At 66.2% G+C, this 21,774-nt stretch carries 18 protein-coding genes; 8 read left to right on the top strand and 10 right to left on the bottom strand.

Annotated features, from left to right (window positions below; genetic code table 11):
- Positions 1–235 precede the first annotated feature (235 nt).
- Complete coding sequence (locus H7I57_RS12445) at positions 236–1,423, top strand: alkane 1-monooxygenase (protein WP_264023810.1); 1,188 nt, start codon at positions 236–238, stop codon at positions 1,421–1,423.
- Here H7I57_RS12445 and H7I57_RS12440 read toward each other — a convergent pair.
- Together H7I57_RS12440 and H7I57_RS12435 are read right to left on the bottom strand one after the other, a co-directional pair.
- Positions 1,403–2,260 carry an SDR family NAD(P)-dependent oxidoreductase gene (locus H7I57_RS12440; RefSeq protein ID WP_264023809.1) on the bottom strand — a complete coding sequence of 286 codons (858 nt, stop codon included), beginning with the start codon at positions 2,258–2,260 and terminating at the stop codon, positions 1,403–1,405. The genes H7I57_RS12445 and H7I57_RS12440 overlap by 21 nt on opposite strands.
- 102 nt (positions 2,261–2,362) lie before the next feature.
- Positions 2,363–3,709, bottom strand: a complete 1,347-nt coding sequence (locus H7I57_RS12435) for a PE-PPE domain-containing protein (protein ID WP_264023808.1) — start codon at positions 3,707–3,709, stop codon at positions 2,363–2,365.
- Between the two features lie 1,090 nt (positions 3,710–4,799).
- On the opposite strand from H7I57_RS12435, the gene H7I57_RS12430 reads away from it, so the two are divergent.
- The 5 genes from H7I57_RS12430 (at position 4,800) to H7I57_RS12410 (ending at position 10,831) form a co-directional block, all read left to right on the top strand.
- Entirely contained in the window at positions 4,800–6,071 is a 1,272-nt protein-coding gene (locus H7I57_RS12430; protein ID WP_264023807.1) for a PE-PPE domain-containing protein, read from the top strand.
- Between the two features lie 172 nt (positions 6,072–6,243).
- The gene (locus H7I57_RS12425) at positions 6,244–7,725 is read left to right on the top strand and encodes a flavin-containing monooxygenase (RefSeq protein WP_264023806.1); all 1,482 of its coding nucleotides are present in this window, start codon (positions 6,244–6,246) and stop codon (positions 7,723–7,725) included.
- Between the two features lie 59 nt (positions 7,726–7,784).
- Positions 7,785–8,450 carry a cutinase family protein gene (locus tag H7I57_RS12420; protein WP_264023805.1) on the top strand — a complete coding sequence of 222 codons (666 nt, stop codon included), beginning with the start codon at positions 7,785–7,787 and terminating at the stop codon, positions 8,448–8,450.
- 201 nt (positions 8,451–8,651) lie between these two features.
- A complete protein-coding gene (locus tag H7I57_RS12415) occupies positions 8,652–9,920 on the top strand; it encodes a PE-PPE domain-containing protein (protein ID WP_264023804.1) in 1,269 nt (422 codons plus the stop codon).
- A gap of 83 nt (positions 9,921–10,003) precedes the next feature.
- On the top strand, positions 10,004–10,831 hold the full coding sequence (locus H7I57_RS12410; RefSeq protein WP_264023802.1) for a class I SAM-dependent methyltransferase: 828 nt from the start codon (positions 10,004–10,006) through the stop codon (positions 10,829–10,831).
- A gap of 6 nt (positions 10,832–10,837) precedes the next feature.
- Here H7I57_RS12410 and H7I57_RS12405 read toward each other — a convergent pair whose 3' ends face one another.
- The 4 genes from H7I57_RS12405 to H7I57_RS12390 form a co-directional block, all read right to left on the bottom strand.
- Complete coding sequence (locus tag H7I57_RS12405; protein WP_264023801.1) at positions 10,838–12,205, bottom strand: cytochrome P450; 1,368 nt, start codon at positions 12,203–12,205, stop codon at positions 10,838–10,840.
- 33 nt (positions 12,206–12,238) lie between these two features.
- Positions 12,239–13,672, bottom strand: a complete 1,434-nt coding sequence (locus tag H7I57_RS12400; protein ID WP_372510208.1) for a flavin-containing monooxygenase — start codon at positions 13,670–13,672, stop codon at positions 12,239–12,241.
- Positions 13,673–13,747: 75 nt separating this feature from the next.
- Positions 13,748–15,331, bottom strand: a complete 1,584-nt coding sequence (locus tag H7I57_RS12395) for a hypothetical protein (protein ID WP_264023799.1) — start codon at positions 15,329–15,331, stop codon at positions 13,748–13,750.
- Between the two features lie 278 nt (positions 15,332–15,609).
- A complete protein-coding gene (locus H7I57_RS12390; protein ID WP_264023798.1) occupies positions 15,610–16,392 on the bottom strand; it encodes an alpha/beta hydrolase in 783 nt (260 codons plus the stop codon).
- 41 nt (positions 16,393–16,433) lie between these two features.
- Here H7I57_RS12390 and H7I57_RS12385 point away from each other — a divergent pair, with 41 nt between their 5' ends.
- Positions 16,434–17,222 (top strand): SDR family NAD(P)-dependent oxidoreductase, encoded by a 789-nt coding sequence (locus tag H7I57_RS12385; RefSeq protein WP_264023797.1) that lies wholly within the window; start codon positions 16,434–16,436, stop codon positions 17,220–17,222.
- A gap of 21 nt (positions 17,223–17,243) precedes the next feature.
- Here the strand turns inward: H7I57_RS12385 and H7I57_RS12380 are convergent, their stop codons facing one another.
- The 4 genes from H7I57_RS12380 to H7I57_RS12365 all read right to left on the bottom strand — a co-directional run bounded on the left by H7I57_RS12380 (position 17,244) and on the right by H7I57_RS12365 (position 20,848).
- Positions 17,244–18,779: a hypothetical protein gene (locus H7I57_RS12380; RefSeq protein ID WP_264023796.1), complete on the bottom strand. Its 1,536-nt coding sequence runs from the start codon at positions 18,777–18,779 to the stop codon at positions 17,244–17,246.
- Positions 18,780–18,921: 142 nt separating this feature from the next.
- Positions 18,922–19,626 carry a nitroreductase family protein gene (locus H7I57_RS12375; RefSeq protein ID WP_264023795.1) on the bottom strand — a complete coding sequence of 235 codons (705 nt, stop codon included), beginning with the start codon at positions 19,624–19,626 and terminating at the stop codon, positions 18,922–18,924.
- A complete protein-coding gene (locus H7I57_RS12370; protein WP_264023794.1) occupies positions 19,626–20,144 on the bottom strand; it encodes a DUF2505 domain-containing protein in 519 nt (172 codons plus the stop codon). The genes H7I57_RS12375 and H7I57_RS12370 overlap by 1 nt, the downstream gene beginning before the upstream one ends.
- Before the next feature lie 5 nt (positions 20,145–20,149).
- Positions 20,150–20,848, bottom strand: a complete 699-nt coding sequence (locus tag H7I57_RS12365) for a flavodoxin family protein (protein WP_264023793.1) — start codon at positions 20,846–20,848, stop codon at positions 20,150–20,152.
- 86 nt (positions 20,849–20,934) lie between these two features.
- Between H7I57_RS12365 and H7I57_RS12360 the strand changes: the two genes are divergently transcribed.
- A complete protein-coding gene (locus H7I57_RS12360) occupies positions 20,935–21,774 on the top strand; it encodes a class I SAM-dependent methyltransferase (RefSeq protein ID WP_264023792.1) in 840 nt (279 codons plus the stop codon).

The raw sequence follows: 21,774 nt of genomic DNA, 5'->3' as shown, positions 1-21,774 counted from the left end.
CGGGGTTTGCTGCACCCCGACGCGGCGCCGGCGAGCACCGGGGACCGCGACCCGGGGCTGGACAACCGCTCAGCAATTGGTCCGACGACACCGGAGCGTCGGCCCGGCGGTCGCTTGCTTCGCCTGGGATATTGCTCACAAGGAGCTGCAATGGTATGACGACGTTACCGAACCGTCGCTTCGGGGTGCGAGGATCGGGATACCGTTCGGCTAAGAGGGGGTAGCAGGGCGCACGATGCCGACTCAGTACAGACGCACACGTAGCGGGCACGAATTCGCGGTTGCTCGCGGCTGGCGCGACCGCAAGCGCTATGTCTGGTTACTCGGGCTGGTCATCCCCATCCTCGTCCCCATGTCGTGGCTGGCCGTGGCGACCACGGGCTGGGGTGTTTTCTGGTGGTCCGGTCCGATGTTGATGTTCATCGTCATTCCTTCCCTGGACTATCTCGTCGGCCCCGACACCGAGAATCCTCCCGACAGCGCTCTGGCCCGCCTGGAGGATGATCGGTACTACCGATGGGCCGTCTACCTCTATCTCCCCGCCCAGTACGTGACGTTGGTGCTCGCCTGCTGGTTCTGGAGCGGCGGCGGTGGAGTCACGCTGACCGACATCGACAAGCTGGGCCTGATGCTGACCGTCGGCGGAATCGCCGGCGTCGCGATCAACGCCGCCCACGAGATGGGTCACCAGAGGGCGCAGTCCGAGCGGTGGCTCAGCAAGGTGGCCCTGGCGCAGACCGGGTACGGGCATTTCTTCGTCGAGCACAACCGCGGCCACCACGCCCGTGTCGCCACGCCGGAGGATCCCGCCAGCGCCCGCTTGGGCGAGAACGTCTACCTCTTCCACTACCGGTCCATATTCGGCAGCCTGCGCTCCGCATGGAGGCTCGAGCGCAACCGTCTGGCACGGCGCGGTAAGTCTGCCTGGACGCTGCGAAACGACGTGCTCAATGCCTGGCTCATGACGCTGGCACTGTTCGCGGCTCTGGTCGCGGCGTTCGGCGTCGAGGTGCTGCCCTGGCTGATCGGCCAGGCCGTCATCGGGATCTTCCTGTTGGAGACCATCAACTACCTCGAGCACTACGGGCTGCGCAGGCAGCAGCGACCCGGTGGCAGATACGAGCAGGTCCGTCCCTCGCACAGCTGGAACAGCAACTCGGTGATCTCCAACGTGTTCCTGTTCCACCTGCAGCGCCATTCCGACCATCACGCGAACCCGCAGCGGCGGTATCAGGCGCTGTGTCATGCCGACGAGGCCCCGCAGCTGCCGGCGGGTTACGCGACGATGGTGGTGGTGGCGCTGTTCCCGCCGGTGTGGCGGCGCGTCATGGACCGGCGGGTGCTCGCCCACTACGGCGGCGACGTCCGCCGGGCCGCGCTGAGTCGGCGCAAAAAGCAGCGGTTACTGACGCGGTACGGCTGACTGAACCTGACGGGTGCGTCGGAGCGCGGCCCCGGCCGTGCGCATGGACAGCGTCGGCGAAAGCCGCTCGAGGTACCACAGTGCTTTCCACCACCGGGGCACGACGATGATCGCCCGATTTCGCAGTACGGCACGTAACGCCTGCTCGGCGAAGGCCTCGGGTTCGATCGGACGCAGCGCCTCACCGAGCTTGAGAAGGTCCTCCCGGCTGACGGTCTTGTTGCGGCCGTACTCCCCCCCGGACAGGATCGGGGTGCGAACCACGCCCGGGCACAGCACCGACACGTGCACGCCGTGGGTCGCCGCCTCGACCCGCATGGTCTTGGACAGGGCGACGACGGCGTGCTTGGTCGCGGAGTAGCCGGCCTGCGCCGAGGTGGTGATCAGACCCGCCATCGACGCGGTGTTGACGATGTGGCCGCTGCCCTGCCTGATCATCACCGGGTAGGCGGCCTGGACGCCGTGGATCACCCCGCGCAGGTTCACGTCGATGATGTCGTTCCAGTCATCGAGTGTGAGGGTGTCGACCTCGCCGCCGATCCCGATGCCGGCGTTGTTGAACAGGAAGTCGATGCGGCCCGACGTCTGCACGGTCTGGGCAACCGCCCTCTCGAACGCGGCGGGGTCGCGCACATCGAGTTCGACGGCGCGCACCGTGGCGCCGCCCGCGCCGAGTTGCTGCGCGAGTCGTTCGGCGACCTCGAACTGGCGGTCGGCGATCCAGACCTCGGCACCCGCGTCGGTCAGTTTCGACGTCAGCGCTGCCCCTATCCCCGATGCGCCGCCGGTGATGAAGGCGACCTTGCCGGACAGGCCAGGCTTGTCTTTGGTTGCCACCCGGGAAGGATAGCCGTCCGCTGTCTCCGGCGCGTACCTCCTCCCGCCGACGGGCCGGCACCGGCTCGAAGCGTCGGCGCCGCAGCGGATTTCAGTCCAGGATCAGCTTTCGCTGTCACCACCCGACGACGAGCTCGACGAGCTGGTCGAGCTCGAACCGTCGCCACCGGCACCGGCGTCGGCACCGCGGGACGCGGAGTCGCCGGATTTCTCGGCCTTCGCGGTGCCGTTGAGAGGTGCGCGGTGCTTGCCTCCGGTGGGAGCGTCGTCGGCTTCCGCGTCGTCCGAGGTGCCCCCGTCGTCCGAGGTGCCGGTGTCGTCTGCTTCGGTGTCGTCCGGGGTGCCCGTGTCGTCACCGTCCTCGGCGGCCTCGTCGTCGTCGACCGATGGAGTGTCATCGATGTCGCCATCCGCCTCGGCAGTCGGCGTCACTTCGCCTGCCGGCACGGGGTCGTCATCCACGGGCGCGGTGGAGTCTGCGGTTTCTGTCGAGTCCTCGGCGAGTTCGTCGGACGAACCGCCGCCCGTGGTTTCGGTGGCGTCAGCGGTGCCGATGGATCCGTCGGCACTCGCGTCCTCGTCGCTGACCGTCGCGGCACTGCGGGAGACCTCTTGGATCGCGGTCGGGGTGCTCACCTCGCCCTGCGGCTCCTTGCCCTCCAGCCAGGTGCGGTTGTAGGCCTTGTCGATCGCTACCCTCAGCTCGGGCTCGAGGTCCTCGACCATCCACCCCAGGCCCAGGTCGTAGAAGCCCTGTAGCAGCGGAAGATGGTCGGTCGGGACGTGGACGTAGGTGGTCTTGCCCTCTTTCCAGACGATGTTGTCCGGATCGTCGAGATTCACCTCGTCGTACCTCAGGTGAACGTATGAGAACGCCGCAATTCCGTTGGCAAGCGCGAGCAGGTTGAACGGGTTGGTCGGAAAGTCCGCGATGGGGTCGTATTCCCGGGCAATATCCACGATTTCGTATTGGGTGTCGGTCGGGGTCTCCAGCAGGTTGCCCCAAAACCAGCCGTTGACGCCGCCGTAGTCGCGGCCGCCGTTGCCGATGAGGACGAACGACAGGTCCTCGGGTTCCGGGGCGCCCGAGTCGTCGGCCTTGTCTTGGAGCCACACGGAGGCCACCCGGGCGCCGCCGCTGAACCCGTAGACGATCTTCGGGTCGGTGCCGACGTATTTGATGTAGGTGTTGAGCCGTCTGACGTTCTCGGCCATGCCGATCTCGATCGGGCCATAGGGCTGGATCCAGTCGTAATAGACCTCGCGGCACACCTTGGGCGCCTCACACAGCGCGCCGTCGAGGGTGCTGGGCATGCTCCACGGGGTGGGGCCGTGGTGGAGCACGGTCGCCGGCCCGTCCAGGATGAGTCCGGAAGCCGCGGCGGTGGGCAACGGGCCACCCAAGACCAGCGGTAGCGCCGCCGCAAACGGCAGCGTAGCCACAGTCATCGCAGCCTTTGTCGCTCGCTTCACACAACATCCCTTCGTGAGGAGACACCCCACCTTGGGGCGTCCGGTGACCGGGCGACTGCTCTCGCTTCGACCGCGGTACAGCACGAAGTATGCGGTGTGGCGCCGGTCTTCGCTGGCCAACCCGTTGGTCGAGCCCGCGAAGCAGGTTGCCGGCGCGGGTTCGACACCCCGGCGCGGCGCGCTGTTCCGGTATTTTCGAGACTGTCAGTTTCCCGACTGCGGCGGATATTACCGTAGGCAAGTATCTCGTGGGCGCTTCCATAGCAAACTCCAGGTAACCGAAATCCATAGCGCGCCGGGACAATGGGACGTCTCGGCTATCGAGCACACCTCAGTATCACCCGGGAGTGGCCCGAAAGCGGCCCGGCCGAGGGGGCGCCCCCGGTTACCAAACGCCTTCAGAACCGTTGGCCCGCAACATGTTTGCAAACAGGGGATCGACCCGTCTCGTGGCGCGCCCCAGACCGTTTGCTCATGTCCGGATCAACGGGCGAGTCCGCGATGTTCCGCTGCCCCGCTCGCCGGTGGCGAGCGGGTTTGCCCCAAGCATCTTGTCTTCTTACTGGAGAGTCAGTTTGTCTGGAGCGCGATATTCCGCCCCGAGCCATACGGCCCACCAGTCATGCCCCATTGTTCAGCTGCTCGTTGCCTGTCGGTAAAGGTGTGCTGGAGTCGATGGTCCATACCAAAATCTTTTTTTAGCTGGCTGTATATCAGCAACATCACCACTCAGTCTCGTCTGGAAAAAGGGCCACCAGAACTACATCGATGTAATTATTGCCGATTTTCCCACCGGCGGTTCTTCTTAGGCTTATTTAAGCCAGATGAAGTGCATTGATGCTTTTCGGATTGGAGGTGGAAAAATTCACTAGTTTTACCGAGATACATTCTCTACTAATGTAGAGAATGTATAAAGAATGGAGTACAGCAATATACAATCCGATTGCTATCTTTTCAATGATGAGAATCTTGTGTTTTTGCTACGCACGCGCTGACGAGGGCGCAATATGCTCATGTCGCGCCGGAAACGGCAAGCCATTTCAATGCGTCTAAACGGGGAGATCTCATGAGCACCACCTTTCGCAAAGCCGGGGTTGTTTGCGGCACCGCATTTGCTTCTATTGCCATTGCGCTGACCATGGCCGCAGGAGGGTGGGCCAGCAGTTCGTCGCTCGTCGTCGGCGGGATCGGGGCCGGCAGCCTGGACCCCAGGCTGTACAACGGTCTGCTCGGGGGAACCCTCGAGGGCCAGATCTACAGCGTCGAATGGCCTGCCGAGGCCGGCCCGATGACCGGCAAAGACGACCTGACCCTCGGAGCGTCGATCAACATCGGTATCGACAGCCTCACCCAGGAGATCAGCGACGCCCTCGCAAGGCTGTCCCGGGACTCCGACGGCAACGTGCTCAATGGAGAGCAGGTCACCGTGGTCGGTTTGTCGGCCGGCTCGCTGGTGGTCAACGAGGTGCTGCGCAACATGGTCCTCGCGGGCGAGTTGACCGATCCGGACGAGATCAGCTTCATCGTGGTGGAGGATTCCAGCCGCCAAGAGCTGATCAAGGATGCCACCTACAACTCGAGGTTCGATTACACCTACCGTCTGCCACCGGTCACCCGTTATGACGTCGTCGCCGTCACGGGCGAGTACGACGGCCTGGCCGACATGCCCGACCGCTGGTGGAACTTCCTCGCGGTCGCCAACGCGATGGCCGGCGCGATCGTCGTGCACGTCCCGGTGATGTTCGCCGACCTGGACGAGGTCCCGGAGGAGAACATCACGGTGGACGTCAACATCAAGGGGGGCACCACGACCCACTACCTGGTGCCGGCCAAGGTGCTGCCGCTGGTGCAGGTGCTCCCGTTCCTGAAGTCGCAGGAGGCCGCGCTCAAGGCCAAGATCGACAAGGGCTACAAGCGCAACGACCCGGTCACCACCGCCAGTGCGACCTCCCTGGTGGCCGAGGCGCCCACCGCGGCGGCGGAGACGGTGACGCTGGACGTCGAGGCGACCCCGGTCTCCGCCACAGCCGACGCCGCTGCTGATGCGGTTTCGGCGACAGAGGCCGAGCCCGTGACGAAGACCGAAGCCGCCACCCGCCGCGAGGCCAGGGCGGAAGCTCGGGCGGAAGCAAAGGAAGCCCGCGCGGAAGCAAAGGCGGCCAGGGCCGAGGCCAGGGAAGCGGCTAAGGCGGAAGCGGCCGAGGCCAGAGCAGCGGCCAAGGCGGAAAGGGCCGCCGCCCGCGAGGCCAGGAAGGCAGCCAGGGCAGACGCCGACTCCGATGTCGACTCGCCGGCAGATGAGACTGGGTCGTCTGACGCCGCGGGCGCCTCGGAGTAGCCCTCCCCGGACTGGAGGCTTGCCTGAAGTCTCGGACACCCGCCCGAAGCCCCGGCCTGGCGCCGGGGCTTCGTGGTGTCTGGCCCCGGATCCGGCGACGAGCGCCCCGGCGGCAGGCGTCCTAAAATCCAATCGCCGATCCCCGATTTGCTGTGAGGTAGCGTTGATGCCCATGGATGTGCCGCAGTACGACGCGATCGTGGTGGGTGCCGGTTTCGGCGGAATGGGTGCTTCGATCCAGCTCAAGAAGATGGGGTACGACAACATCCTGATCCTGGATCGCGAGGACGATCTCGGCGGGACGTGGTACGTCAACCACTACCCGGGTCTGGCCGTCGACATCCCGTCGCCGACGTACTCGTACTGGTTCGAACCCAACCCCCGCTGGTCACGGCTGTACGCACCGGGATCCGAACTCAAGGACTACGCCGACCACGTCGCCGACAAGTACGACGTGCGTCGGCACATGCGCTTCAACGCGCCTGTCGACGGAGCGCGCTGGGACGACGAAGCGCAGTTCTGGCAGGTGACGCTGTCGAACGGGGAAACGCTGACCTCGCGGTTCCTCATCACCGCGACCGGTTACCTGTCGCAGCCACGCAAGCCCGACATCCCGGGGGTCGAGGACTTCACCGGCCGGGTCATCCACAGCACGGACTGGGACAACGGCTACTCCCCCGATGGGGAGCGGCTCGGGTTGATCGGCACCGGGGCGACCGCGGTCCAGCTCATTCCGGAGCTGAGCAAGACAGCTGCCCAGCTCACCGTGTACCAGCGCACCCCGATCCACGTGGTACCCAAACTCGACTTCCCGATCCCGGTGTTCCTGCGCGGGCTTTTTGCCCGCATTCCTTTGCTGCAGCGGGCATTCAGGGCCACCACCGACATCAATCTCGAGGTGATGATGATTCTGTCGGTGGTGAACTTCAAGTACTTCCGCATGCTCAACGTGGGAGCCTCGTATCTGTCACAGGCGCTTCGGTTCGTTTCGATCCGCGACAAGGAACTGCGTGCCGAGCTGACGCCCGACTACGACTTCGGCTGCAAGCGCCCGACGTATTCCAACTCCTACTACCGCACTCTGGCCAAGCCGAATGTGCACCTTCAGTCCTCGGGTATCGAGCGTATCGAGGCCGACGGCATCGTCGCGTGCGATGGAACGAAGACCGAGATCGACACCTTGGTGCTGTGCACCGGATTCGACATCTGGGAAGCCAACATTCCTGCGATCGAGGTCATCGGCCGTGACGCGCGCAACCTCGGCAAGTGGTGGCGCGACAACGGTTTCCAGGCCTACCAGGGCGTCACGATCCCGGCGTTCCCGAACTTCCTGAGCCTCGCGGGTCCCTATGCGTCCAGCGGTCTGTCGTACTTCAACACGATGGAGTATCAGATGCGGCACATGGACCGGTTGTTCGGTGAGCTGCGCAGGCGCGAAGCGACCACGTTCGAGGTGACCGAGCAGGCCAACACCCGGTTCCGCGAGCGCATGGCGGCGAAATTGGGCAAGACGGTGTTCCGCCAGGGCGATTGCGCCCGCTCCCGGTCGTACTACTTCAGCCCCACCGGTGAGACCCTGGTGCGGCCCGCATCGACGAACGAGACGAACCGCGAGAACGACAACTTCCCGCTCACCGACTACGCCTTCGCCTGAATCCGCAGCTCAGAAGCTGTAACGCTCGGGTACTAGCAGCGATATGTCAGCATGGATACATGCTCATGAGGCGCCTTCTGGCATTCCTTGGTTCGGCGGTGCTGGCGCCGGCCGCGGTCCTGACCACCGCCATCGGAATACCGTCTGCCGCTGCTGAACCGTGTCCGGACATCGAGGTGATCTTCGCCAGGGGCACGGGTGCGGCTCCCGGCGTGGGTTGGGTTGGTGAGGCCTTCGTCAACTCGTTGCGTTCCAAGGTCGGCGGCCGTTCGGTGGGAACCTACGCGGTGAACTACCCGGCGGGCTTCGACTTCGACACGTCGGCCCCGGCCGGCGCCGCCGACGCCTCCGCGAGGGTTCAGTGGATGGCCGACAACTGCCCGGACACCAAGCTGGTGCTCGGCGGCATGTCGCAGGGCGCGGGCGTCATCGACCTGATCACGGTCGACCCACGTCCTCTCGGGAGGTTCCATCCCACGCCGTTGCCGCCACATCTCGCCGACCATGTCGCCGCCGTCGCCGTCTTTGGAAATCCACTGCGCAACATCAGCGGCGGCGGGCCGCTGCCGCAGATGAGCGGCACCTACGGCCCCAAGTCGATCGACATGTGCGCGCTCGACGATCTCTTCTGCACTCCGGGCAAGAGCATGCTGGCGCACTTCGCCTACGTCGAGAACGGCATGGTCGACCAGGCGGCGGACTTCGTCGCGGGTCGTCTGGGGTAGCGCACTCCCGCGCCCCACCTAGCAAACTCCTCACGGGTCCGCGTCTCGGCACGGGCAGGTGTGGTCGTGTAACGCCCAGAAGTGCGGAACGCCAGTTCCTATCAATCGGAAATGTCCGCGCAAATGCGCAGAACACGGAGTGTCGGGGGGTACGCTATTGGCCGGGGAGCAAATAGCACGTGAGTAAACGCTGGGGGTTTCATGACAACTTCGAACAAGGGCACGGCGCACAAGAAGTGCCGCGGCGCACTGATGGTCGCCGCCGTCACGACGCTGCCGTTCATCGCGGCTCTGTCCGCGGGGGGGTCGGCGCCGACGGCCGCAGCGGCCGAGATCGACTATTTCGGCCCCGAGCCGGCGACAGTGCTCACGATGGCCTTGTTCCGCAACGGCGGCGACCAGGACGAGCTCCAGGGTCTGCTGTGTGAGAGCCCGCGGACCTGTGTGTCGGTCCCGTTTCCGTACCTACAACGGTCGATCGGGGTCGACGACCTCGACGAGGCGATACACGGAGACACCTTCGGTCAACGGCAGATCGTCTTCGGATACAGCCAGGGCGCACGCGTGGCCACGGACTGGCTCGAGGAGTTCGCCGCGGCCGAAGATGCGCCGTCAGCGGATGACCTCAGCTTTGTGCTGATCGGCAACCCCGGCCGCAAATACGGTGGTGCGCACGTGATCTGGCACCATGTGACTCCCGACACCCAGTACCAGGTGCTCGACGTGGCACGGCAGTACGATCTGACCGCAGACCGCCCAGACCGCTTCAGCCTGCTGGCGATGGCGAACGCCTACGCGGGGCTCGTCCAGCTCCACGGCCACTACGAGGACGTCGACATCTACGACCCGGCGAACTACGTGTGGAAGGAAGGCAATACGACCTACGTCTTCGTGCCGACGGAGGACCTGCCGATTCTGAACGGGTTGCGCAGGCTCGGGCTCGACGAGCTCGCCGACCAGCTCCAGGGCCCGCTGAAAGAGAAGATCGAGAAGGCCTACGACCGTTCCTACCTGCCGGCTGAGTCCGGCTGGCCGGCCGAGGTGGAGCCGGAGCCCGAAGAGCCGCCGGTGGATCCACCCGCCGAGTCCAAACAGACCTTCCTGACGTCCGCGCGGTCGGTGCAGACGATCAGTGCCGAGGAGCCGACGGCCCGGCAGGAGTCCGATCCTGATCTGGACGTCGGCAGCCTGAGCTCCGACGACGAGCTCGGAGCCCGGATCGACGAGGTGGACGGACAGCCGGCCGACGACGCGGACGAGGACACCGGCGACGCCGACGTGGACGGCGAAGACGTGGACGGCGAGGACGTGGACGGCGAGGACACGGATGTGGACGCCGAGGACGTGGACGCGGAGGCCGAAGACCCGGCCGACGACGAGGCGACCGACCAGCAAGAGTCCGCCGGTGTGGACTCACCGAGCAGTGCTTCCTCATCGGAGGTTGGAGACTCCTCGGACAGCGACGAGTAGCCGCCCGCAGCTGATTCCGGTTGTTGCGCAGGCGCATTGCACCGCGGTGTACAGCCTGGGGGCGAGTGTGCTTGGCTGACTCCATGGATGTCAGCGGCCTGGAACCCATCGAACAGACCGCCCTGCTGACCGAGTACTGCCGAGCGCTCGACAGCCGGGCTTCCCGACCGATCCTCGGGGACGCGTGGGCCGGCCCGACGGTCGCGAAGATCGACTACGACTTCACCGCCCTCGCCGCGACGCCCAGCGTGGTACCGCTGGTCGCCCTGCGCGCCAAGATGCTGGACGAGCGCATCGGCGGCTTCATCCGCGACCATCACGACGCCGTCGTGGTCGACCTCGGTGCCGGCTTCAGCAGCGCCATCCACCGGGTCGACCCTCCGCCCGGCGTCGGGTGGTACAGCGTGGACCTGCCTGCCGTCATCGCGATACGCGAAGCCCTGGTTCCACCCCGCTCCGGCGAGCAAACGGTCGCCGCGTCGCTGCTCGAACCGAACTGGGTGGACGGCATTCCGTCTGACCGGCCCGCCATGGTGTTCGCCGACGGTTTGGTCGCCTTCCTCGACGAGCCGTCCGTGAGGGCGATATTGCGCCGCATCACAAGCCATTTCGCCTCGGGCATGATCGCGTTCAACGACTACGGCCCGGTCGGCAGAGCGAACCGGCTGATGGGCCGGCTCGCCACGTCGCGCAAGACGAACTCACCGCACAGCCAGTGGAACTTTCCCGGATTCTCCGATGCCCACCATCCCGAGACCTGGAACCCGGCCCTGGATCTGTTCGAAGAGGCCAGCGTGATGCAGCGGCCGGAGGCCGAGATGTTTCCGCCCGGCCTGCGCCTGGCGAGCCGGCTGTCCTACCGGTTGCCCGCCATCGCCCGGAAGGCCCGGATACTGCAGTACCGCTTCTGACCGCGCCTAACCGGTGCGGTCGGCCACCGACACCGAGTCGGCGTCACGGGGCACGACATCCTTGCGGCGGTACACGACGACACGTCCGCCCCGCGCGGGTGTCACCGTGACACCACGGCTGTGCGGCTTCTCGTCGGGCTCTGTGGTCGGCTCGAGGCGGAACTCGCGCAGCATGGCGCGCAATGTCACCTCCATCTCCATCGTCGCGAACGACGCACCGATGCAGCGCATCATGCCCCCGCCGAACGGAATCCACGCGAAGGGATTCGGCGGGTTGCCGACGAATCGGTCCGGGTTGAACTTTTCCGCATCGGGGAAGCTCTGCTCGGCGGCCATGGCCAACTGGGTGCTCGCCAGGATCGTGTCACCCTCGGGAATGACCCACTCCCCCAGGCGAATTCGAGCCTTCGTCCGTCGGAGTGCGGCGGTCAGCACCGGCCTGGTGCGCTGTGACTCGGCGATGGTCGCCAACAGGAGTTCGTTGCCGCCCGCGTCGACCTCCTCGGTCAGCCGGGTCAGCAGGTCGGGGTGGCGCCGGATCCTCTCGATGGTCCACGCCAGCTGCGTCGACGTCGTCTCGTGCCCGGCCACCAGCATCGTCAGCAGCTCGTCGACGATGTAGCTGTCCGAGATCGGCTCGCCGTTGTCGTAGCGCGCCTGCAGCAGCAGCGACAGCACGTCGCCGCGCTCGGTGAACTTCGGATCGGAACGGGCCTGCGCCATCAGGGATTTGAGCAGCTCATCCATCCGGCGTCGGTACTGCGCGAACTTCCCGCCCGGGCTCCACGGCCCGACGTCCTTGCGCACGATCGACGGCATCAACGCGATCTTGGAGCCGAACTCCACGGCTTTGGGCATCAGCACACGCAGCTCGTCGAGTTCGGCGCCCTCGGCGCCGAACACGGCGCGCAGGATGGTGTTGAGCGTGATCCGCATCATCGGCTCGAGCGTCGCGAACTCGGTGCCTTCCGGCCATGTCCGGATCTCGCGGATCGCCTCTTCCTCGGTGATGCTCTCGTAGGCGCGCATGTTCTTGCCGCTGAACGGCGGCAACAGGAGCTTGCGGCGGGCGAGCAGTTCGTCGCCCTCGAGGTTGAAGATCGAACCAGGCCCGAGCACGTCGCCGCCCAGGTTGTTCTGGGGCCGGCCGATGAGCTCCCGGCTGGAGCTGAAAAGTTCCTTGACCAGTGCGGGGTCGCTGATCACGACGGTCTCGCCGAACACCGGGATGTTGAGCGTGAACGTGGAGCCGTACCGACGGCCGAGCGCGGCGATCGCGCCGTAGCGCGCGGTCAGCACGGCCGCACCCTGGATGAGTTTCGGTATCCGCGGGCCCGGTGGCAGCTTCACCGGCTCTGTGGTGGCCGCTGTCATGTTGTCACCCCTTGAATCAATGGTGCTGGAACGTCAGGCTATCGCGTAGTCGCTCAGCGGGAAGTGCTCCTGCTCCTTGACGGCCTGACGTATCGACGTCGGCCGGAACAACGGGGCCTCCCCTGAGCTGTTGAACCAGTACGACCGCGAGTTGGTGCAGTCCCCGAGGCGGAACACCGAGTCGTCGAGCAGCGTCAGCATCCGGTCCAGGAACCGGGCGTTGGCCTCTTCGGTGACCTCGAAGGTGCGGGCACCCCGGCGCTGTAGCTCACCGAACAGCCGGTTCATGTGGCGCATCTGGTACTCGACGGTGTCGAACCAGGACATGCCCACCCACGCGTACGGGCTCGCCTGGGTCACCATGTTCGGGAACATCGGCACAGTCATGCCTTCGTAGGCCTGGAACCGGTTCTCCCGCCACCACTTTCCGAGGTCACGGCCTTCGCGGCCGATCACCGGGATGGCAGGAAGGTTGGACTCCCACACGTCGAACCCGGTGGCCAGCACCAGGGTGTCGATCACGCGCTTGGTGCCGTCCGTGCCGACGATGCCGTCGGCATCGATCCGCTCGATGCCCGCCGTTTCCAGGTGCACGTGCGGCTTGTTGAACGTGCGGTAGTACACGTTTGACAGCGTCGGGCGCTTGCAGCCGAAGTCGTAATCCGGCGTCAGCTTGCGCCGCAGCTCCTTGTCGCGGATCGCCAGGAACCGGTGCATGGCCCCGATCCGGGCCGCCGCGGTGTTCACGGGTTTGAACTGCCGGAACTTCCACATCGCGATCGTCACCATGACGTCCATGAACAGATCACTGGACATGCGCAGAAGCCGTTGTGTCACAGGGAATCTCGCGAAAAGACGCTGGGCGGCCGGGCCGAACGCGAGGTCGAACTTCGGCATCACCCAGATCGGAGTCCGCTGGTACACGGTGAGCTCGGCGACGTCCTCGGCCAGCTTCGGGATCAGCTGCACGCCGGTCGACCCGGTGCCGATGATCGCCGCTCTCTTGCCGCGTAGCGAATAGTCGTCGTCCCATTCCTGCGCGTGCAGCACGGTGCCCGCGAAGTCGTCGATTCCGGGGATGTCGGGCTTCTTGGGCTGGCAAAGATAACCCGTCGCCAGGATCAGGAACCGCGTGCTCAGCGTTTCACCACCGGCAAGCGACACGAGCCACACCTGGGACTCCTCGTCCCAACGGGCGCCCTCCACCGTGGTGTTGAAGCGCATGTAGCGGCGCAGGTCGTACTTGTCGGCGACGTGCTCGGCGTAGGTCTTGAGCTCGGTGCCCGGCGCATAGAGCCGCGACCAGTACGGATTCGGCTCGAACCAGTAGGAGTACGTGGTGGACGGGACGTCGACGGTCAACCCCGGGTACCGGTTGACGTGCCAAGTGCCGCCCAGGTCGTCCTCACGGTCCAGGATGACGATCTTCTGGTAACCCAGCCGGTTGAGCTGGATGGCGGCGCCCATGCCGCCGAATCCCGCACCGACGATGACGGCGTCCAACTGCTCCGTACTACTCACGGGGCGATACTACGGGGGTTCCTAGTCATCGGCGCCGCCGGCACTGCCGCCGCTGCTGGCACCCGCGCTGCTCTTGGCCCCGTCGGAACCGGAGTCATTGGACTTGTCCTGCGACGTCGATTTCTTCGACTCGCTGTCGTCGTCCTTGCCGCCGATGGTCGCCTTCTTCTCCGTGTCCGACTCGGTCTCCGAGTCGGTGTCGGCGTCCTTCGTGTCGCCGGATTCCTCGTCGGCACCCTTCTCGGTGTCCTCGCCGGTGGGCTTGTCGGACTCGACCTCGGTGACCGGAGATTCCTCGACGGGGGCTTCGGCAGGGGCCTTGTCGAACTTCTGCAGCAGGTTCGCGACAGCGGTCGAGACGACGTCGGGCTTCTGTCCGACCGTCTCCTCGACCGGTGCTTCCTCGACCGGTGCTTCCTCGACCGGGGCCACCTCGATCGGCGCGGTCTCGGCGGGCGCGACCTCGGCGGTGGCCGCCTCCGCTTCGGTGGCGGCTTCGGCGGTCGCCTCCGGGGCCAGCTTCGCCGACGCCAGCAACGAGGTCACCGTCGTGTCGGCCTCGTCGTCCTCGCTGCTCGGCGGCAACTCACCATCGAACGGCGTCGGATCCTCGGGGTGTTCGGGATCGCAGTTCGGGCACAGAATCTTGACGAACGGCTTGATGAACGGCGTCACCAGCGTGTACGGGTAGCCCTTCCACAGGAAGCTGCCGGGAACGAACGGGTAGAAGTTCTGCACCACCCCCCTGACGAGCCGGCCCAGCGTCTCGGCCACCTCGCTGAACGTGATCCGTTCCGGACGGTTCAACTCGGGATCCCGGAACAGGTAGTTGATGACGTTGTACACCGGGTCGTACGGGTTGATCTGGATGTGCTCACCCGACCACGGCACCGGTGTGCCCTCGGAGCCGGGGATCTCCTCGCCGGCCTCGCCCTCCTCCCCGCTCACGGGGTTGTTGAGAGCTGGGAATATGTAGCCGGCGATCAGAGTCCAGATCGGTGCCGTGAACATGTGCCCGAGGATCTCATCGGCGTCCTGGCACACCGGCGGGGCGGTGCCGGTGCAGCCCGCATTCATCGGCAGGTTCGCCTTGGCCCACCACGAGAGGTGCTCGCCCAGCGGATTGGACAGCGCCTGGAACGGGATCAGCAGGTTGGTGATCGAGGTGATCTTCGGCGGGTCAGCGGGGTCGTAACCCAGCACGTTGGTCGGCGTGTACACCCACCAGCTGCCGGTGACCTCCATGGAGTACGCCACGTCGTTGAGGGCGTCCAGATACGCCCGCGGCACGCTGATGACCGCATTGACGAGGTTGGGCAGGACGTTCCTGAACGCCCAGTCGTTCGTGTCGACCACGATCGGCGTGTAGGTCTGCGGCGCGTTGATGTCGCACTGGTCGGTGTGGTACCCGGAGCACGCGACGCCGTCGCCGGAGCCGTCGTAGGCGCCGCCGGGCAGCGGACCGAAAGCCGACGCGGTCAGGCTGTAGGCGTCATAGGCGGCCCTGGCCTGGGGCTCGACCGGCTGGATGGGGGTTACGGAGATGACGCTGGCCCCCACCAGCGCCACGCCCGCCGTGACATACGGACGTACGGCAGCAGGCATGACGCCCCTTTCTGAGTTGCTGATCGAACTCTGCGACAGCGAAGAAGGTATCCAAAAAGTGATCATGTGTCTAGCAAATCGATGCGTTTCACACGATTCTCTGAATTTGCTGACGGCATCGGCAGCCAAGGCTCCCGCTATCCTAGAGCACTACCCTTTGTCGTGGGCGGCGCCACTGTCCAGCGAATCCGCGGCGTGCCGCGTCACACCGCCAGCCACGGTTGGTCGGGTTTGCCACGGACGGCCACCCACCGGTGGCGCGCTGGCCGCGGCGCTGCTCAGAGCCCCCGCTGGATCAGCCATGAATCGATGCGGTGCGCAACGTCCTCCCAGCCCGCCTCCAGCATCATGTTGTGACCCATCCGCGGGAAGAACTGCGCCTGCGTGCCATAGGCCCGCGCGGTGGCCCGCACCTCGTCCTGCGTGACCGCGCCGTCGTCCGCCGCGCCGAGAACGAGGAGCGGCGTATGGACCTTCGCCGGATGTGGCAACCTCACCAGCCCGTCGAGTCCGGCCCGGGCGCTCTCCTCCTGCAGGCGGGCGGCGTAGCGCGCCACCACGGCGTCGGGAGTGTGCTCGGAGAAGAACCGCTCCCGTGCCAGTTCGGGCGTGCTCACGTAGGGCAACGACCGCCCGGTCGCCGTCAGCTTGGCGAAGTGCCACGGGTGGCGCCTGATCCAGCGCACGCCGGATCGCAGATACCCCTGGGGCGGCATCGATGCCATCAGCACACCTGCCGGCGCCTCGCGCGTCTCCAGGTACCTCTGCACCAACACCCCGCCCATCGAGTGCCCGATGATCACGGGACGGACCGGCAGCGCGTCAGCAGCGGTCGTGACATCCTCGACGAAGTCGGCGAACGACAGGTCCCGCAACCTCTTGTCCGTGGGGCTGCCACCGTGCCCACGCAGGCTCACCGCCAGCGCCCGGTAGCCGCGGCCGGCGAAGTAGCCGAGGAAGTGTTCGTCCCAGCACCATGCGGCATGCCAGGCGCCGTGGACGAAGAGCAATGGGACAGGGTGGGATTCGCTTTCGGCGCCCCTGTCGATAACCTCGAGCATCGGGCTCAGCGTATACGGGTGCGTGGGTACTATCGCCGTCCATGAGCCTTCCCAGTCCGAGTGCGGGTAGCACCGTCGTCATCACCGGTGCCTCCTCGGGCATCGGCCAGGAGATCGCGCGCGGACTGGCCCGGCGCGGCTACTCCCTCACCCTGATGGCGCGCAGGCGTGACCGCCTCGACGCGCTGGCCGACGAATTGCGCACCGGGCGTTCGATTTCGGTCGATGTCGTGGCCGTCGACCTGAACGACGCCTCCGCCAGAGGGAGCGTCACCGACCTGCTGCGCGGCGGTCAGGTGGCCGGCCTGGTCAACAGCGCGGGATTCGGGACCAACGGCCTGTTCCACACGATGCCACTGGACCGCGAGCGCGACCAGATCGTCCTCAATGTCCTTGCGCTGACCGAACTCACCCACGCCGCACTGCCCGCGATGGTCGACCGCGCGTCCGGAGCCGTACTCAACATCGGGTCGATCGCCGGATTCCAGCCGCTCCCCGGCGCCGCTGTGTACTCGGCCACCAAGGCCTACGTCCAGACCTTCTCCGAAGCCGTCCACGAGGGCCTGCGGGGCACCGGGGTGTCGTGCACGGCGCTGTGTCCCGGCCCGGTGCCGACCGAGTGGTGGGACGTGGCAGGCGAGAAGCCTCCCGGCGGAATGGTCCAGGTCTCGGCGCAGGACGTCGCCGAAGCCGGCATCGAGGGCATGCTCGGTGGCAAGCGCCTCGTGGTGCCCGGGCTGGTGCCGAAGCTGACCGGACTGGGCGGCCGCTTCACCCCGAGGGCACTGCTGCTGCCTGCCCTTCGCAAGGCTGCCGCACGCCGCCGTTAGCGGCGCGCGGCAGCGCCGGTGCTACTCGCCGCTCGTGCCGCCGGACTTGTCCGACGACCCCTTGTCCGAGGACCCGGAGTCGGTCTTCCTGGAGTCCGTGGTGGACCCGCCGTCGGTGCCGGATGCCGCCGAGCTCACCTTGTCCCGGATCGACTCGACCGAGTTGGAGTCGTCGCCGTCGGACTTGTGGTGCCTGCCGGTGGCCCCGGCTTCTTCAGAGGCCGCAGCCTCTTCGGAAGCCTCTTCGGAAGTCGCGTCGGTCTCGACCGTCTCGGAGCCCTCGGTTTCGGTGCTCTCCTCACCGCTTTCTCCGGCGGCCTCCGCCGGGTCGACGGCGACCGGATCAGCCACCGTCTCAGCAACGTCCTCGGCAACCTCGGTCACGGTCTCAGTAGCGGGCTCCTCGGCCGCACCGGCAAACCCGAACTTCTTCTTCAGGTTGGTCACGGCGGCCGTCACGGAATCCGGCGTCTCGGAGATCTCGTCACCGCCGGTGGGGCTTTCGGTGTTTGCGGGGATCTCGGGGTCAGCCGTCAACAGCGAGAGTCCGCTGGTGTCCGTCGATTCCGCGGCCGCCTCGTCAGCGGCGTGCTGGTTCGGCGGATAGTTCTCGTAGAGCCACGGATTGTCGTACGGGTTGTCGGGATCGCACGACGGACACAGCAGCGGCGCCAGCGCCCGGAACAGCGGCGCAAGGCTCGTCTGGTCGTCGTTGTACCACTCGCTGTTCTGCACGAACGGGTAGAACGCGTCGAACATCGCCTTCCCGAACTTGACCGTGGTGGCGAAGACCTCGCCGAGCGACACGGTCTCGATGCCGGTCGGCGGCGCGGTCAGGTACTCCCACGTTGATTTGAAGGGACCGAAGGGCTCGAGTTCCGGGGTCTCACCGGCCCACGACACCGGTTCACCGGTGAAGGGGTTGGTCGACCCTTCCTCGCCGGCTGCCGGGAACGTGTAGCCGGCATACAGCTGCGACATCGGCACTTTGAACATGCTGTCCAACAGGGCGCCCAGATTCGGGCACGCGCCGGGCAGCGCCGCGCAACCGGAGTTCATCGGCAGGTTGGCCCGCGCCCACCAGCTGAGCTCCTCGCCGAGCACCGACGAGAACGGTTTGAACGGGATCAGCATGTCGACGAACGCCTCGAGCTTCGGCGGATCCTGCTCGTCGAACCCGAAGACGTTGGTGGGGCCCCAGACCTGCCAGCTGCCGGTGGCGATCATCGCGTCGGCGAAGCGGTCCATCGCCTGGATCTCCCACGCCGGGATGCTCAACATCGCGTTGAACAGGTTCACCGGTATGTAGAACAGCGACGGGCCGGATCCGAGGACCGCGTTCGTCGTCAGATCGGTGTTCGGTCCGCCGAGGGTGCCGCACAGCGGCTCGGCGGCATACCCCGGCCCGCACACCGTGGTCGCCGCGGCCGTCAGGCTGTACTCGTCGTTGGAGATGCGCTCGGTGACCGAGGGCGGCTCGATCGGGGTCACGGTGATCACGCCGGCCCCCACCAGGGCCACGCCCGCCGTCACATAGGGCCTTATGGCAGCAGGCATGACGCCCCTCTCAAAGGTTCACAATTGCTGTCTACGGTCCCCGACAGCAAGGAACGTATCCAATAACTCTTCGGGTGTCCAGCAAAGCGCGAACCTTGCCGGCGGCACCCCCGCTCGCTGACGGTGCCGTCAGATATCTGTGTCACTTCGGGCCGAACCAGGCACGGTTGCCGTAACCGTCGAGATGCACGACTTCGTCTACGGGCCTACGCGTTGTCGGTCCGTAGCGGCCGCGGGGCCAGCCCAGCGGCACCACGGCGCACGGGGTGACCGAGGTCGGTAGCTTCAGCACCCGCCTCGCCGACGTCAGGTTCCACAGCGGCAACGTGATCAAGGAGGCGCCCAGTCCCATGGACCGCGCTGCCAGCAACAGGTTCTGCACACTCGGATAGATCGAGCCGAAGAATGCCGACGCCGCCGCGTGCGGCATCGGTAGGTACGGCACGCGACCCTCGCGCGCGGTCAACCGCAGGCACGCGACGACGAGGACCGGGATCTCGGTGAAGTGGTCGACCTGCCATTGAATGGCCCGCACGCTCTTGGCCATCTCCTCGTCGTAGGAGGCGATGTCGCGGATGGAGGTGCGATGGAACACCCGCCAGGCCAGCCGGTAGCGCCGGGCCAGCTTCTTCTTGATGCGGGGGTCCTTGACGACGATGAACTCCCAGTTCTGCCCGTTGGCGCCGGTCGGTGCGCGCAGCGCCAACTCGATGCACTTGAGCACGATCTCGTCGTCGACCGGATCCGGCAGCACCCGGCGGATCGCACGCTGGGTCATCATCGCCTCGACCAGCGGCATGTTCAGCCGGGCCAGGGCCTCAGCCGTGGTGGGGATCGGCTCGGCCATCAGGCCTTCCCGGCGATCCACTCGGCGGTGAACCGCTGCATCTGCGGAACCTCCTTGGCGATCAGGTCGACGACGTAGCGCTCGATCCGTCCGCCCACCACTGGGATCCGGACTTCCAGCGAGCCGCGGATACGCAGCAGGGAGGACCCGGCAGTGCTGGGCTCGAGCACCATGGTGCCCGCCCCGGAACTGGGAACCCCGCGGGCAGAGATCGTGAAGTCACCGTGGGCCTCGCCGCCTGCGTCGTCGCCGACGGCCCGCCACGTCTCGGTCCGCATGATCGTGGTATCACCCGGCAGCATCCGGGCGATCCCGCCGGGCAGCATGTCCTGGCGCAGATCCTGTGAGGTTCGTACGACCACCGTGCCGTCGGCGACGACGACCAGTGAATCCAGTGTCATCGAGTCGCCGCCGTACGCCTCAAGCCGGGCCAACCAGTAGTCCTTGTCGCTGAACGCGGCGAGGACGTCGGCCACACCGGCGGGCGCTTCGGTCGTCACGTCGAAAAAGCGGGGCATGTCCGCTACTTGTCCTGTGCCTGCTTGCCGAACACCTTGTCGGCGATGCGGGCGGCGAACCGCCGGGATTCCTCGAGTTGTTCGTCACTGATGTTCGTCGGCGGCAGTTTGACGCCGAGGCTGCGGTCCTTGTACTCCCCCGACCCCAGGTAGCTCGTCAGCGACAGCATCGAGGGCAGCTGGCCGCCCGGGTAGGTGAAGTGGATGCCGTCGACGTACCGGCCGCCCTTCTTCTCGGCGAGCTTGCGAACCCCGGCCAGGTTCTTCCGCCATTTGCGTCGGCACACCACGAACACCGCGAAACGCTTGCCGTCCAGCAGGTTCCGCGCCTCGTGGGACCTCAGGAACGACCGCAGCGGCATCGACACCGTGTCCCACCAGGTGGGTGAGCCGATGCAGATCAGGTCGTAATCCCCGGTGCGCACCGCATCGGGGGTCCGGATGTCCCCCGTCTTCTGCAGCGTCTGGGCGGGCAGCATCCCGAGGAACTCCGGCCAGACGCTACGCATCGGGAACCGGGAGAACCGTTCGGCGTACCGCGGATCGGTGAACTCGATCGGGGCGCTCGTCACCTCGCACCCGCGCGCGCGGAACACTTCCGCAGCGGCCTCGAGGACCTTCTGCGACTGCCCGGTGTAGGTGTAGTACAGGAGCAGAACGCGTGGCGGCCGGCCCGGCGGCTTCTCGTCGGCGGCTTCCGTCATGGTGCGCTCTCCTCTACTGTCCTCGGACCCTGGTCAAACTCGCCCCGACGTGCCGTGCGGGGACTGTTGCGCTTAGCCTCACATACGTGGCCAACAAAGTTTCCGTCAATCTCAGCGGTCCGGCGAAGACGATGCTGTCGACCTTGTATCTCAAAGCACTCGACGCCGACTTCGACCGCCCGATCCTCGGCGACACGTTCGCCAAGGAAGCGATCGACAAGCTCGATTTCGATTGGCGTGAGCTCGAGATCACCCCGAAGTGGGCGCCGCTGTTCACCGTACGCACCGCCCAGTACGACATCTGGGTGCGCGAGTTCCTCGCGGCCCACAAGCAGTGCACCGTCGTGCATCTGGGATGCGGCCTGGACTGCCGGGTGTTCCGGATCAACCCGGGAGCCGACGTGCGTTGGTACGACGTCGATTTCCCGGAGGTGATCGCGCTGCGCGAGCAGATCTACCCGTCCCGGCCCGGTTACCAACTCATCGCCACGCCCGCGACCGAGCCGAACTGGCTGGACCAGATCCCGGCCGACCGGCCGACATTGCTGATCGCCGAGGGCATCAGCATGTACCTTACCGAGGACGAAGGCATCGCGCTGCTGCGTCGTTTCGTCGACCGCTTCGGGACCGGCGAACTGCAGATCGACTTCTTCAACTGGCTGGCGATCAAATCCCAGAAGTCCCAGTCGCTCGTCCGCACGTCGGGTTCGAGGCTCTACTGGGCCGTCAACAGCCCGCAGGACATCCTCGCCAAGCTTCCCGACATCCGATTGCTGGCCGCTGCAACGTTTTTCAGCGCCAGCACCTACAGCAGGGGCTCGAAGGGCCTGCAGGCGCTCAAACGCGCGGTGCGGTTGATCCCGCCGCTGCGCACGGCGTTGCAGTACCACCGCTTCGCGTTCGGACCCCCTGCCCCACAGCGCTGA

This window comes from Mycolicibacterium pyrenivorans (assembly GCF_025821625.1).
GTDB lineage: Bacteria > Actinomycetota > Actinomycetes > Mycobacteriales > Mycobacteriaceae > Mycobacterium > Mycobacterium pyrenivorans.
Note: the sequence above shows the minus strand (reverse complement) of the source record. Positions and strands in the feature narration are given on the sequence as shown.